The organism is Streptomyces sp. NPDC097619 (assembly GCF_040302735.1).
Lineage (GTDB): Bacteria > Actinomycetota > Actinomycetes > Streptomycetales > Streptomycetaceae > Streptomyces.
The window spans coordinates 1-13,137 of record NZ_JBEOSD010000201.1 but is presented as its reverse complement, the minus strand read 5'-3'; the positions used below and the strand labels follow the sequence as shown (position 1 = coordinate 13,137).

Here is a 13,137-nt window from a genome sequence, read left to right as displayed (position 1 = left end):
GTGAGATGGTGCGGCTGGAGTGGTTGGAGCCCCAGGGCCAGGCGCGTGGCCGGTACTACACCGCCCACCGGGCCGTGGGGCCCTTCGGCGGTCAGCCCGCGGTGCCCGCGGGGACCTCCAGACCACGCGCGGTCACCAGCTGGGCCGTGCCGTCCGCGAGCCGGTAGGCGATGCCCACCACGGCCGCCTGACCCGCCGCGACCCGGTCGGCGAGCAGCCGGGAACGGTCCAGGAGCAGGTCCACGGTGTGCCGGATGTGCTCGGCGATGTAGTCGCCGTCCTCGCTGTAGCCCGCGGCCCGCGCCGCCAGCACGCTCGGCGTCACCCGCTCGATGACGTCACGGACGAAGCCGCCGGCGGTGGCGCCCTCCTCCACGGCCGCCCGGGTCGCCGCGACCGCGCCGCAGGCGTCGTGCCCGAGGACGACCACGAGCGGAGCGTCCAGCACGCTCACGCCGTACTCGATGCTGCCCAGCACCTCCGTGCCCACCACGTGCCCGGCGGTCCGGACGACGAAGAGGTCGCCCAGGCCCCGGTCGAAGATGATCTCGGCGGCCAGTCGGGAGTCGGAGCAGCCGAACAGCACCGCGAAGGGCGTCTGCGCGGGAACGAGCTCGGCCCGCCGGGCGGCGTCCTGGTTGGGGTGCTCGGGGGCCCCGGCGACGAAGCGCTCGTTGCCCGCCAGAAGCGTCGCGAGCGTCTCCTGGACATTCATTCGGTCGTCGGTCATGGGCGCAGACTAGCCGGAACCCGCGGGACCGGCCGCGCGTGCCCCCCACCCGACGCCCACCGTGTCCCATGGCGCCCGCCGCGCCCCGTGGCCCCGGCGTGACCACGGGGGCCCCCGCGGGCCCGGCGGGACGGGACGGACCGGCGGGTGGCCGCGTCGCGGGAGGCGACCCGGTCACGGCCCCGGGCAGCCGCGCGAGGCGACCGCACCCCACCCCCGCCCCTTCCGGTGGGCCCGAGCAGCCTCAGGCCGCACCGTCCCGACCGGCTCCCGAGCCGGTCGAGAGCGCCGTCCGCAGCCGGCGGGCCTGCACGGCCAGCTGCGAGCCGCCCCTCCGGGCCGCCGCGGGCTCCAGACCCTCCGGCACCGGGCCGACCGCCCCGCACCGCTCCGCGCAGTCCGCGGCCACGGCGAGCAGTTCCCCGGCCCCCCGCGCCGCCCCGTCGGCCAACACCGCGGGCAGCGCCCCCGCCAGCAGCGCCCACGTGGTGCCCCAGGCACCGGTGGCCGCCGCCGTCCGCAGGGCGTCCGCCAGCCGGTTCGGCTTGACCGTGCCCAGGGACAGCAACTCCGCCAGGTCGGCCCCCAGCACCGCCGTGTCCAGCTCGCCCCGACCCGCCAGGACCAGCAGGGCGTCCACGGCGGCCAGCCGGTCCTCGGCGTGCCGCGCCCCCAGCCCGGTCGCCACCGCCAGGTGCAGGGCCGGCCCGGCGGGCCCGCCCAGTTCCGCCAGCCGCGAGAGCGAAGGGCCGATCCCGCGCTCCTCCACCGTCGCGCAGCCCGTCACCCCGGGCAGCAGCCACACGGCCTGCTCCTCCCGGTCCTGCGGCATGACCGCCAGCGCCGACAGTTCCCCGCCGCGCCAGTGCCGGCAGTTCCCGGCCCGCCCGGAGAAGTCCTCGCCCAGCGCGTGGAAGACCCCCGGGAACCCCTTCCGCAGCTCCGGCCGCTCCGCGAGCCCCACCACGACCCGGCGCGCCGAGTTCCGCTCCTCGCCCCACAGGTACCGCACTGCGGGGTCCCCGTCGACGACCGTCCGCCGCGGCGCCCGCTCCGCGGCCTCCGCCCCCGCCAGCCAGGCCGCGAGCCGGGTGCCCTCGGGGGTGCCCAGCGCCGCCGCCGCGTCCGCCGCGCCGGGCTCGCGCCGCACCCGCAGCAGGGCCTGCCCGAAGTCCACCGGACCGGGCCCGACGCCCAGCCGCCGGTACTCCGCCAGCCGTTCGATCAGCTCCGCCGGATCCAGTGCGCCCGAGTCCCACCCGGGAGTGGCCAACAGGAACGGCGGCGGATCCCCGGCCAGCACGGCCAGGGCGGCCTCCCGCACCCGGGCCCGCGTCACCCGGTTCAGGGAGTCGTGCACGCAGCCGCCGCCGTTCCCCGGCCTCCCCGACCGGGACTCCGGCACCAGATCGGCCGCCGCCACCCGGCCCAGCACCGCCGCCGCCAGCACCTCCACCCCGTGCAGGTACCGCAGGTCCCGACGGCCGAGGCCCTCCGTGGACCAGTACCGGTGCTCGACCACCGGCCGCAGCGCCCCGATCAGCGCCTCCCGGTCCCGGTGGGCGTGCCGCACCAGCAGGTCGCAGGCCGTCTCGGCCTCCATCGGATCCGGCACCGAAGCGTTGACCAGGGCGGCGACGAGCTCCGCCGTGGCCGCCAGGGAGCGGTCCCCGTCATCGAGACGGCGCGGCGCGGGCGGCACGGGAAGCACCTCCTCATAGCCCTCCGTCTCCGCGTCCAGGTCGGCGATCGCACCGAACACCTCGGCCGCCCGGCGCCGCAGCGCCGGACCCAGCTGCTCGGCCTCGAAGGCCAGCGCCGACCGCAACTCCTCGTCCCCATCCCCCAGATGGGTGAAAACCAACCCCAACGCCCGCTCCTGGAGCGCCGTGTCGGCGTGCCCGAAGGCCGCCGCGACCGCGGGCAGCAGCGTGAACCGCTCCTCCCGGTCCCGCCGCAGGGCCTTCCCCAACAGCGTCAACTGCGCCCGGACGAGCTTCTTCTCGGGACGGAACAACACCGCCACCGACATCTCCGCGAGCCGCTCGGCGTCCAGGTGCCCGGCTTCGAACAGTCCGCCGAGGATCCGCTGCGCCCGGGCCGCGAGGGGCGACTCGGCGTCCGCCGTCAGCGCGATCCAGTCCGCGATGTGCGCGGCCCGCTCCTCCACGGTGAGGTCCAGGACGTCCAGGAGGTCCGCGTAGAAGGTGAGTTGGCGGGCCCGCCCGCCGCGCAGCAGTCGGGACACGGCGCCCGACACGAGCACGCTCCGGGCCACCACGCCCTCGTCCGCCAGTCGGGCCAGCTCCGCCGGCCAGCGGCCCGCCGCCGCGGCATCGTCGTACCAGATCAGGGACGGAGCGGGCTCCGCCGTCTCGAACAGCTTCGGCACCATCTCGGCGGTGTGGGGGTCCTCCCGCAGCGCCACCCGCAGCGGCCTGGGCCGCTCGCGGCGCCGCCGTCGGCCGTCCGGACTCCCCGAGGCCGCGTCGAGGGCCCAGGCGTGCACGAACCCGTCCGCGCCCGGCATCGGCGCTCCGGTGCCCGCCAACAGGGCCCGGATCAGCGGATAGTCCTCGGCGACGGTGGAGGTCCGGGCGGCCAGCCGGTGGGCCACGTCGGCCCGCCAGGCGGGCTCGCGTCCGGCCAGGAGCGCCGCGAGGGTCGTGGCGTCGTGGGCGCGGCCGTCGCGCAGCTCGCGGGCGGCTATCCAGGTCGCGGCGGCAGCGGCCCCGGTCTGGCAGCCCGCACCGGCCAACAGCAGCGCCCGCACCGTCTTCACGGCGTCCCAGCGGCGGCTCCAGTCCCAGCCCCGCACCTCCCGGCGGAGGGCCGTGAGCTCCGGCAGCCGGGCCCGGCGCTCGGCGTCGGTGAGCGGTGCGAGCAGGGCGGGGACGAGGTCGCCGCGTCCGGCGCGGACGGCTTCGAGCAGGTCGTTCACGAGGTCTCTCCGGCAGTGGCTTCGGTGGTGGCGTGGACGAGAGGGCGTTCCGCGGCGGGCCCGGCCGTCGCGGTGGCGGCGGAACGGCGGGCGGTACGCACGGCGAGGGCGTGCTTGCAGGGGCCCCGACGGCCCCGGTAGTCGGCCCACCAGCGGCAGGTGCACCCCATCACCCCGCCGGCGGTCTCCCGGACCAGATAGGTCCGCTCCCCGGACCGGACCGTCGCGGTGCCGTCGGCACCGAGCCCCACGGCCCCTTCGTCGACGAGGGCGCGGGCGGCCACCAGGCGCGGGTTGTGCCGCTCGGCCCGCCCGGCCGCATAGGGCAGTTCGCGGTGGAAGTAGGAGGCGTCGGCGGCGTCGTAGCCGACCCGGCCGTCGGTGCCGAGCCGTACGAGTGCCGCCCGGACCCGCTCCGCGTCGATCCCGGCCTGCGCGGCCAGCTCGGCCACGTCCACCCGCGGCTCCCAGGACAGCAGCACCGAGATCAGGTCCGCGTCCGCCGCGGCGGCGTCGGTGGCCAGGGCCTCCAGGACCCCACCCTCCCCGGAGAACCCGCGGGCCGGCTCCGGGGACAGGGTCAGCGTCAGCCGCATCCCCGGCAGGCCCAGCTCCCAGGCGGCCGCGGTGGGGGCGCCGTCGTTGTGGGCGGGGCCGTACACGCGCAGCCCGGTGGCGTGCCGCAGCACCCGCTGGAACGCGGCCAGCCGCTCCGGGCCGGCGAGGCAGACGGCGCCGGGGACGGGGCGGGTGGTGGGCCGCAGGCCGCCGCCGGCCGGCACCACCCACAGCGGCGCGCGGGCCCCGGAGCCGGCCGCCGGCCGGGGGAGGCCCCGCAGGAAGCGCAGGGCCTCCGCCGCGGACAGTTCCGCCCGCAGGTCGAACCCGGCCCCGATGACCTGGGATTCGGCGAAGCCGCGCAGCCAGCGGTCCGGCAGCGGGACCTTCTTCTCCACGACCGGTCCGTCGAGGGTGGTGACGGCCAGCTCCTCCGGGCCGACCCGCAGGTGCAGCGGCTCCGAGCCCGTGAGCCGGGACAGGGCCTCGCGCAGCGGGTTGTTCACGTCCACGTTGGTGGTGCCGTGACCGGTGTCCGCCCCGTCGAGGCCCTCGGGGAGCACGTCGAGCCGGGCGTAGACCCCGCAGCAGCCGGAGAAGGACTCGAAGCGCAGCCGGTCGCCGTTGGCCGTGACCACCGGGTCCAGCGAGGCCCGCAGGGTGCGCTGGTAGTAGCGGGTCGCCGCCACGTCCGCCACCGCCAGCAGGCCCCGGGCCGCGGCCTGCGGGTCCTTCAGGAACCCGTCGAAGAACTGCGGATGGGCCTCCGGGCCGGCGGGGGTCAGCCCGCCCGAGGTCTCCAGGCCGAGGAGACGGGAGCCCGCCGAGGCGGTCAGGGCGGACGGGCGTGCGTAGGCGAGGGCCTGCGTTGATCGGCTCATGGGCGTCAACGTAGATCTCCCCACTGACAACGCCCGGCGGTCCGCCGGGGCCGCCGGGCGCGGTACAACGAGCGGGAGGCCCGGGGGTGCGGCGGTTTCGCCGGGTTGCCGGAGGCACATTCACCGTTGCGGGGGTCGGGCCGGGCCGTTGGAGTGACGCGTCGTTTCCCGTGGCCGGGGGGCGGTGTTGAAAGGTCGGCGCGCGCTCACCGGCGCGCGATCGAGTTCTTGAGGAGATCTTCATGCGCATGCGTTCTGCCTTCGCCGCCTCCGCCCTGGCCGCCGGGATCCTGTTCGGTGGTGCCGGTGCGGCGCTGGCCACCGACGGTGTCGACTTCGAGCACTTCTCCGGCGGTCACGGCAGCTTCTCGTCCAACTGCTCCTCCGCCGCGGCCGTTCCCGCGCCGTTCGGCCCGGCCTGGACCTCCAGCTGCGCCAAGGGCGGCGAGATCGAGTGGGCCAAGGGCGACCACCTCGGCGCCAAGTGACGCACCGTCACCACGCGGGAAGGTGACCGGCGGACCGCCGGTCCCGACCTCGTGACACCGCGACGCCGTGCCCCGCACGGCGTCGCGGTCCGCGTTCCGGTGACACCCGGGACGCGGGATTCCGATTGGCGCGCGGGAGCGGTTGCGCGTACAAATGGGCCCCATGGCACTGAGTTGGAAGCTCGTCATCGACTGCGCGGACGCCCCCGCCCTCGCCGACTTCTGGGCGGCGGCACTGGAGTACGAGGTGGAGGACCCCGGTCCCCTCATCGCGGACCTGCTGGCCGCCGGACGCCTCCCGAAGGAGGCCGTCACCGAACACCGGGGCCGTAGCCTCTTCCGCGGCTACGCCGCCGTCCGGCACCCCGAGGACCCCTTCGACCCCACCAGTGGCGTGGGACGGGGCCGGAGACTGCTGTTCCAGGAGGTCCCGGAGCCCAAGACCGGCAAGAACCGCCTCCACATCGACGTCCACAGTGAGCCCGGCGGCCTCGACGCCCTCGTGGCCCGGCTGGAGGGGCTCGGCGCCACCCGCGTCCACGAGGTGGATCAGGGCCCGGCCGGTCACTGGTGGGTCATGCGGGACCCGGAGGGCAACGAGTTCTGCGCGGCCTGAACCTCCCCCTCAGGGGCGCGCTCCGTCCCGGCGCAGCGCCGCCGGGGTGGTGCCGTGCCAGCGCCGCACCGCCCGCCGCAGGGCGCGGGCGTCGGCGTAACCGGTCCGGGCGGCGATCGCCTCGACCCCGAGCCCGGTGTCCAGGAGCAGCCGGGTGGCCCGCTCCCGCCGCAACCGCTCGGTCTCCCCGCGCCAGGTGGTGCCGTGCTCCTCCAGCCTCCGCTGCACGGTCCGGGTGCTGTGGTTCATCCGACGGGCCACCTCGGCCAGCGTCGGCGCGGCCCCGTCCGGCACGGCGGCCAGGCTCGCCCGGAACAGGTCCAGCCAGTCGCGCAACGGGACGGACGCGGCGAGCTGCTGCGCGGCGTGCCTGCGCAGGACCGCCGACAGGCCGGGCCGGCCCTGCGGGGAGGGGGCCCTCAGGTCCGAGGCGCGGAAGGTCAGCGCGGTCACGGGAGCCTCGAACTCGAGGGTGCCGGTCCCGTACAGGGCGGTCAGGTCCGCGTGGTGCCGCGGGGTGCGCACCGCCAGACTCACGCAGACGGGCACGATCCGGCGCCCGGCCGCCTCGCTGATCCGGTCCTGGTACAGCGCCAGGGCGTAGCCGCGCACCGCGCAGGCCGCCTCGTGGGTCAGGTCCCCCCGGTTGGCGTGGCTGACCGTGATCAGGTCGCCGTCCTCGCTGACGTGCAGGGCGTCCGTCCCGGCGTCCGCGACGGCCGCCAAGTGCTCGGCGGCGTCCCGCAGTCCGTCGAGCGGGGTCGGCGCGGACGTGACCAGGTAGTCCCACACCCCGAAGGTCCCCAGCGGCGACTGCCGCGCCAGGACGGCCGCGAGTCCGGTCCACGCGACGTGCCCCGTGGTGAGCTCCGCGATCCGGTTGGTGGTGCCGGAGGGCATCCGGCACAGGTCGTCGTCGAGGTGCGCCGTGGTCACGCCCGGCAGGTGACCGTACTGGCGCTCGGGCACGCCGAGGGTGCGAGCGGCCCGGATGCTCAGGCGGGTCAGGGCGGAGGAGGTCGTTCCCGGATGCGCGTGCGACACCACGGGGGCAGAGCATAGACGACCGCGAATTCCCCGCCCAGTGAGCGGCGTCGGCACGCGATCACGGCCGGCCCCGCCTGCCGCGCCCGGAGACGAGGTCCCGTGCCCGGTCCACGAGGCCCAGCGCCGGGTCGGCGATCCGGTTGGCCGGGGGAGTGGCGGGGCCGTCCGGATGCGGCCGCGTGGGCCCGAACCGCTTGGCGCGCCGGACGCGGTCGCCGAGGTCGTCGAGCAGGGGCTGCGGACAGTTGTGCCGCAGGGTGGGGAAGAGGTTCTCCTCCTCGTCCCGCAGGTGGGCGAGGACGTCCGTGCGGAGTTCGTCCAGGCACCGCGCGAACTCCGGGCCGCCGGCGTCCAGTTCCCCCAGGCGCTTCAGGAGCGCCTCGGCGCGGGCGTGGTCGGCGAGTTCCTTGTCGGCGACGAGGTCCCCGCCGTCGAGGTGGGCGCGCACCGCCGGGTAGAAGTGCTCCTCCTCGGCGGCGCAGTGCCGCACGAGCGCGATGGTCAGCCGGTCCGCGAGCACGCGACGGCTCGCGGGGTCGCCGACCTCGGACAGGTCCCGGAAGTGTTCCCTCATCTCCTCGTGGTCGGCGGTGAGTTCCCGCACGACGTCTCCTCCGTGTCCCATGGATGTCCCTCCGGCCGGGGTGGTGGTACGGGGCCCGATGGCGCCCGGACGTTCCTGCTCCGCGCCTGCCCGGCCCGCGCGGGCCCCATGCGGAGGCGGGCCTCTCCTGGGCGCCGGGACGGTCAGTCCCGCAGCCCGGGCGGCAGGTCCGGGGTGAAGGCGTGCACGCTGACGGTCGGCCCGGTCCCGGTCGGCGGGTGCATCCGGTGGTAGAAGGTCTCGTCGAAGGAGAACCCGCTGCCCGCCGGGACCCGCGTGGTGTGCGGCGGGTCGCCCAACCGGGCACGCTCGTGGACCAGTGTCCCCCGGGCCACGTACACCGCTCCGCGGATCCGCTCGTGGGAGAGGTAGCAGGTGCCCGGGGGCAGCCGGTCCCAGGCGACGGCCCAGACCCGCAGGTGACCGCTGCGGAAGAGCTGTACCCAGCTGCCCTCCCCCTCCGCCTCGGTGACCCGGGCCCGCCACCGGGGGAAGTCCCGGCCGACCTCATAGGCGATCTCGAGCAGCTCGGAGGGGTCCGGAACCGCTACAGGAGCCGCCGGGACCGCGCCGGGCGCGGGCGTCTTCTGTCCGTTCATGGAGGGCTGCTGCCCGCGACCGTGCCGGACATGCCTCCGCGGTGCCGGCCATGCCTCCGTCCGGGGGACGCCCGGCATGACCGCGGGGGCCCCGGGAAGGCGCGGGACGGAAGGACTCCGCCGCCGAGGACACGAGGGGTGATGACATGGCCACCGACACGGCTGCGGCACGCTATCCCGACGGACGGCCCGCAGCGGTCCTGTTCGACCTGGACGGGACCCTCGTCGACACCAATTACCTGCATGTGGTCACCTGGTGGCAGGCGCTGCGCCAACACGGCCACGAGGTGTCCATGGCCCGGATCCACCGGGCCGTCGGCATCGGCGGCGACCGTATCCTGGACCACCTCCTCGGACCCGCCCGCGATCACGGGGCGGACGAGGAACTGCGCACCGCCCACCGGGTCCTGTACGCCTCCTGGTACGCCTCGATGCCCCTCCTGGACGGTGCCCGCGATCTGCTGCGGGCCGTGGCGGCGCGCGGCAGCAGGATCGTGCTCGCCAGCTCGGCCGGGGCGGAGGAGGTCGCCGCGATTCGGGCCGCCCTGAACGCCGACGACCTGATCGACGCCGTGACCTCCGCGGCCGACGTGGACGCGACGAAACCCGCGCCCGACCTGCTGCACCTGGCTCTGGAACGGGCGGGAGCCCGGCCCGGGGAAGCCGTCTTCGTCGGCGACACCGTCTGGGACGTGCGGGCGGCCGCCAGGGCCGGGGTCCCCTGCGTCGGCCTGCTCAGCGGTGGCGTCTCGCGCGCCGAGCTGATGGCCGCCGGCCCGGTCACCGTGTACGAGGATCCGGCCGCGCTGCTCCGGGCCATCGACTCCGGCCCCCTGGGCGGGGCGACGCCCGCCACGGGTTCCCGGAGCGGGGAAGCCGTCCACCGGGCGGACGGCGGTGCGCACCCGGTGTACGGGGGCCGGTGACACGGAGGACGGCGGTGCCCCGTGCGGGCGGTGACCGTCGTCAGGGCCCCGGCCCCGGCCCCGGCCCCTGCCCCGGGCCGCGCCGGGCACGGGTCATCGCCCGATGTGGTCGAGTTCCCCGTTCAGTTCCGCCAGGAAGCGGGCCGCCACCCGCAGCTCCTGCTCCGTGAAGCGGGACCGGACCCGGTCGGTGCCCTGCGCCAGGGGCCGGAAGTAGTCCCTCGCCACCTTCCGTGCCGCCTGCGCGTAGTGGAGGTGGACCACGCGGCGGTCCTCCGCCGAGCGGACCCGATGGAGGTGCCCCGACCGCTCCAGACGGTCCAGGCAGGCGGTCATGGCCCCCGAGGTCAGGTCCAGGCGGGCGCGCAATCGGCCCGGGGTCATCGGCCCGTCCTCCGAGGCGTCCGCGTCCAGCACGGCGATCAGGGCCTGTACGTCCGTGAGGTGCAGCCCCTGGGCCTGCGCGAACTCCTGGGCGATCCGGTTGAACTCCGCGTTCATCCGACGCAGGAGGACGGCGAAGGACTGCAACCCGATCGGGTCGTCCGACGGAAGGGAGTGCGGGGGGCTGTCGGTCTCAGGCATGCGCTCAGCATAAGATCTCTCGATGATTGAGATTCTTCATCACTGACCTATCTGTACCGGGGTAAGGAACCGCAGTGAGAAACACGCCGCGCTGGGCCCGCTGGACCGTGCCGCTCGTCCTCCTGATCGTCTGGCTGGGGATCGGCGGCACCCTCGGCCCGTACGCGGGCCGTCTGGGTGAAGTGGCCACCAACGACCAGGCCGCCTTCCTGCCGCGCGGCGCCGAGTCCACCCGGGTCCTCGAAGCCCGCAAGGCGTTCGAGAGCTCCGCCTCCGTTCCCGCCATCGTGGTGTGGACCGCGGACGGCGGCACCGTCACCGCGGAGCAACGGGCCGCCGCCGACCGGGTCCTCGCCGGACTCGCCGACGCCCCCGGCACCGTCGCCGCGCCCTCGCCGGCCCTGCCCTCGGAGGACGGCGAGGCCCTGCGTGCCGTGGTGCCGCTCGCCCCCGACCTCGGCGAGGAGCTGACCCCGACCCTCGACGACCTCCGGGAGGCCGCCGGACGGGTCCCCGGCACCAGCGTCGCCATCGCCGGACCCGCCGCCACCCAGGCCGACCTCTCCGGGGCCTTCGCCGGCATCGACGGTCTGCTCCTCGGCGTCGCCCTCGGCGCGGTCCTGCTGATCCTCCTGCTCGTCTACCGCAGCGTCCTGCTGCCCTTCGTCATCATCGTCAGCGCCGTCTTCGCCCTCGCCCTGGCCTGCGCCGTGGTCTACGCCCTCGCCGACCGCGGCGCCGTCCGCGTGGACGGCCAGGTCCAGGGCATCCTGTCGATCCTCGTCATCGGCGCCGCCACCGACTACGCCCTCCTCCTCGCCGCCCGCTTCCGCGAGGAACTCGCCGCCCACGGCGACCGGACGCGCGCCGCCTCCGCCGCGGTCCGCCGCTCCGCCGGGGCCGTCACCGCCAGCGCGGCCACCGTCGCCCTCGGACTCCTGGCCCTGCTCGCCAGCGACCTCACCAACAACCGGGCGCTCGGACCGGTGGGCGCCATCGGCATCGTCTGCGCCGTCCTCAGCACCCTGACCTTCCTGCCGGCCGTCCTCGTCCTGCTCGGCCGGGCCGCCTACTGGCCCGCCGTGCCCGGACCCGGCGACACGGCCGCCGAAGGACACAAGGTGTGGCGCCGCCTCGCCGCCGCCATCGACCGCGCCCCGCGCCGCGTCTGGGTCTCCACGGCCCTCCTGCTGCTGGCCCTCGCGGCCTTCGCCCCGGGACTCTCCGCCAAGGGAGTCCCCCTGGACGAGATCTTCGTCAACGACGCCCCCTCCGTCAGCGCCCAGCAGACCCTCGCCGAGCACTACCCCGGAGGATCCGGCAACCCCGCCGTGATCATCACGGACGCGGGCCGCGCGGCCGCCGTCCGCACCGCCGCGGAAGGCACCGAAGGCGTCGCCTCCGTCACCCCCGTGACCACCGGCGGGCGCCCCGGCGCCGGTGATCCGCTCGTCGTGGACGGACGGGTCCGCCTGGACGCCACCCTGGCGGCCGCCGCGGACAGCGAGGCGGCGATCGAGACGGTGCAACGACTCCGCGACCGCGTGCACGCCGTCCCCGGGGCCGAGGCCCTCGTCGGCGGCTACACCGCCCAGCAGGCCGACACCCAGGAGACCTCGGCCCGCGACCGGACCGTGATCGTCCCCGTGGTCCTCGCCGTCATCCTGCTGGTGCTGATCGCGCTGCTGCGCTCCCTGCTCGTCCCCGTGCTGCTGGTGGCGACGGTCGCCCTCAACTTCCTGGCCACCCTGGGCGTCTCCGCGCTCGTCTTCGACCTGCTCGGCTTCAGCGGAACCGACGCCTCCGTCCCGCTCTACGGATTCGTCTTCCTCGTCGCCCTCGGCGTGGACTACAACATCTTCCTGATGTCCCGCGTCCGCGAGGAGTCCCTCACGCACGGCACCCGGGAAGGCGTCCTGCGCGGACTGGTCACCACGGGCGGGGTCATCACCTCCGCGGGCGTGGTGCTCGCGGCGACCTTCGCGGCGCTCATGGTCATCCCGCTCGCCTTCCTCGTGCAGATCGCCTTCATCGTCGCCTTCGGCGTCCTCCTCGACACCCTCGTGGTGCGCTCGCTGCTGGTCCCGGCGCTGGTCATCGACATCGGCCCGCGCGCCTGGTGGCCCGGGACCCTCTCCCGGACCCCCGCCGCCCCCACCACGCCGTCGAGCTGAGGACGGCGTCCCGGGCGGGGGCGCGCGGCCGGCCGCGCACCCCGCCCGGGTGGAGGGCCCGGGACCGCCCCGCCGGCGGGCCGATGGTGCGAGAGTGGGGGCATGTGCGGCCGATACGCCTCCTCCCGAGCCCCCGAAGACCTCGCCGGCCTCTTCGAAGCCGAGCAGGACCCCACCCGCCCGGCCCCGGGCCCCTCCTGGAACGTGGCCCCCACCGACCAGGTGTGGGCCGTCCTGGAACGCGCCGACCACGACACCGGCGAGGTGCTGCGCCGGCTCCGCCCGGTCCGCTGGGGCCTCGTGCCCTCCTGGGCGAAGGACCCGTCGGTGGGCTCCCGCATGATCAACGCCCGGGTGGAGACCGTCCACGAGAAGCCCGCCTACCGGAAGGCGTTCACCAAGCGGCGGTGCCTGCTGCCCGCCGACGGCTTCTACGAGTGGACGGCGGTCCCGGCCGCCGACGGAGCCAAGGCGTACAAGCAGCCCTGGTTCATCCGCCCCGAGGACGGCACCGTGATGGCGATGGCGGGGCTGTACGAGTTCTGGCGCGACCCCGCCGTCCCCGACGAGGACGATCCGGCCGCCTGGCTCACCACCGCCACGGTCCTCACCACCGAGGCCACCGACGCCGCGGGCCGCATCCACCCGCGCATGCCCTTGGCCCTGCACCCCGACGACTTCGCCGCCTGGCTCGACCCCGCCCACCAGGACACCGGCGACCTCCGGGCCCTGCTGCACGCCCCCGCCGACGGACGCCTGGCCACCACGGCCGTCTCCACCCGGGTCAACAACGTCCGCAACAACGGCCCCCACCTCCTCGACCCGGCTTGACCGGGAAGGCTCCGGCCGCCCGACGACGGCACCCCGCGACGCGTCCCGGGACGTGGGGGGGGGGCCGCCGGCCCCCGCCGGGCCGGCCCCGGGGCCCGATGGCAGGGGGCCCCCGCGGGGGGTGCGGGCGGCGGGGCCGGGGGGGCCCGCGGCCCCC

At 76.0% G+C, this 13,137-nt stretch carries 12 protein-coding genes; 5 read left to right on the top strand and 7 right to left on the bottom strand.

The window, feature by feature from the left end; translation table 11 throughout:
* Positions 1-91 precede the first annotated feature (91 nt).
* The 3 genes from ABTZ17_RS33335 to ABTZ17_RS33325 all read right to left on the bottom strand — a co-directional run bounded on the left by ABTZ17_RS33335 (position 92) and on the right by ABTZ17_RS33325 (position 5,110).
* The gene (locus tag ABTZ17_RS33335; RefSeq protein ID WP_352199544.1) at positions 92-730 is read right to left on the bottom strand and encodes a carbonic anhydrase; all 639 of its coding nucleotides are present in this window, start codon (positions 728-730) and stop codon (positions 92-94) included.
* 244 nt (positions 731-974) lie between these two features.
* Complete coding sequence (locus ABTZ17_RS33330; protein ID WP_352199543.1) at positions 975-3,671, bottom strand: DUF6493 family protein; 2,697 nt, start codon at positions 3,669-3,671, stop codon at positions 975-977.
* The gene (locus tag ABTZ17_RS33325; RefSeq protein ID WP_352199542.1) at positions 3,668-5,110 is read right to left on the bottom strand and encodes an SWIM zinc finger family protein; all 1,443 of its coding nucleotides are present in this window, start codon (positions 5,108-5,110) and stop codon (positions 3,668-3,670) included. Before ABTZ17_RS33325 ends, ABTZ17_RS33330 begins: the two co-directional genes overlap by 4 nt.
* Positions 5,111-5,352: 242 nt before the next feature.
* On the opposite strand from ABTZ17_RS33325, the gene ABTZ17_RS33320 reads away from it, so the two are divergent.
* Complete coding sequence (locus tag ABTZ17_RS33320; RefSeq protein ID WP_352199541.1) at positions 5,353-5,598, top strand: hypothetical protein; 246 nt, start codon at positions 5,353-5,355, stop codon at positions 5,596-5,598.
* 163 nt (positions 5,599-5,761) lie between these two features.
* The gene (locus ABTZ17_RS33315; RefSeq protein ID WP_352199540.1) at positions 5,762-6,214 is read left to right on the top strand and encodes a VOC family protein; all 453 of its coding nucleotides are present in this window, start codon (positions 5,762-5,764) and stop codon (positions 6,212-6,214) included.
* A gap of 9 nt (positions 6,215-6,223) precedes the next feature.
* Here the strand turns inward: ABTZ17_RS33315 and ABTZ17_RS33310 are convergent, their stop codons facing one another.
* The 3 genes from ABTZ17_RS33310 to ABTZ17_RS33300 all read right to left on the bottom strand — a co-directional run bounded on the left by ABTZ17_RS33310 (position 6,224) and on the right by ABTZ17_RS33300 (position 8,464).
* On the bottom strand, positions 6,224-7,261 hold the full coding sequence (locus tag ABTZ17_RS33310; RefSeq protein WP_352199539.1) for an AraC family transcriptional regulator: 1,038 nt from the start codon (positions 7,259-7,261) through the stop codon (positions 6,224-6,226).
* A gap of 58 nt (positions 7,262-7,319) precedes the next feature.
* Complete coding sequence (locus ABTZ17_RS33305) at positions 7,320-7,886, bottom strand: hemerythrin domain-containing protein (RefSeq protein ID WP_352199538.1); 567 nt, start codon at positions 7,884-7,886, stop codon at positions 7,320-7,322.
* A 122-nt stretch (positions 7,887-8,008) separates the two neighbouring features.
* Positions 8,009-8,464 (bottom strand): cupin domain-containing protein, encoded by a 456-nt coding sequence (locus tag ABTZ17_RS33300; RefSeq protein WP_352199537.1) that lies wholly within the window; start codon positions 8,462-8,464, stop codon positions 8,009-8,011.
* A gap of 146 nt (positions 8,465-8,610) precedes the next feature.
* On the opposite strand from ABTZ17_RS33300, the gene ABTZ17_RS33295 reads away from it, so the two are divergent.
* Positions 8,611-9,390 (top strand): HAD family hydrolase, encoded by a 780-nt coding sequence (locus ABTZ17_RS33295; RefSeq protein WP_352199536.1) that lies wholly within the window; start codon positions 8,611-8,613, stop codon positions 9,388-9,390.
* Between the two features lie 93 nt (positions 9,391-9,483).
* Here the strand turns inward: ABTZ17_RS33295 and ABTZ17_RS33290 are convergent, their stop codons facing one another.
* Positions 9,484-9,975, bottom strand: coding sequence for a MarR family winged helix-turn-helix transcriptional regulator (locus ABTZ17_RS33290; protein WP_352199535.1), 492 nt, complete (start codon positions 9,973-9,975; stop codon positions 9,484-9,486).
* A 74-nt stretch (positions 9,976-10,049) separates the two neighbouring features.
* Between ABTZ17_RS33290 and ABTZ17_RS33285 the strand changes: the two genes are divergently transcribed.
* The gene (locus ABTZ17_RS33285) at positions 10,050-12,149 is read left to right on the top strand and encodes an MMPL family transporter (protein WP_352199534.1); all 2,100 of its coding nucleotides are present in this window, start codon (positions 10,050-10,052) and stop codon (positions 12,147-12,149) included.
* 102 nt (positions 12,150-12,251) lie between these two features.
* Entirely contained in the window at positions 12,252-12,980 is a 729-nt protein-coding gene (locus ABTZ17_RS33280) for an SOS response-associated peptidase (RefSeq protein ID WP_352199533.1), read from the top strand.
* Positions 12,981-13,137: the final 157 nt, after the last annotated feature.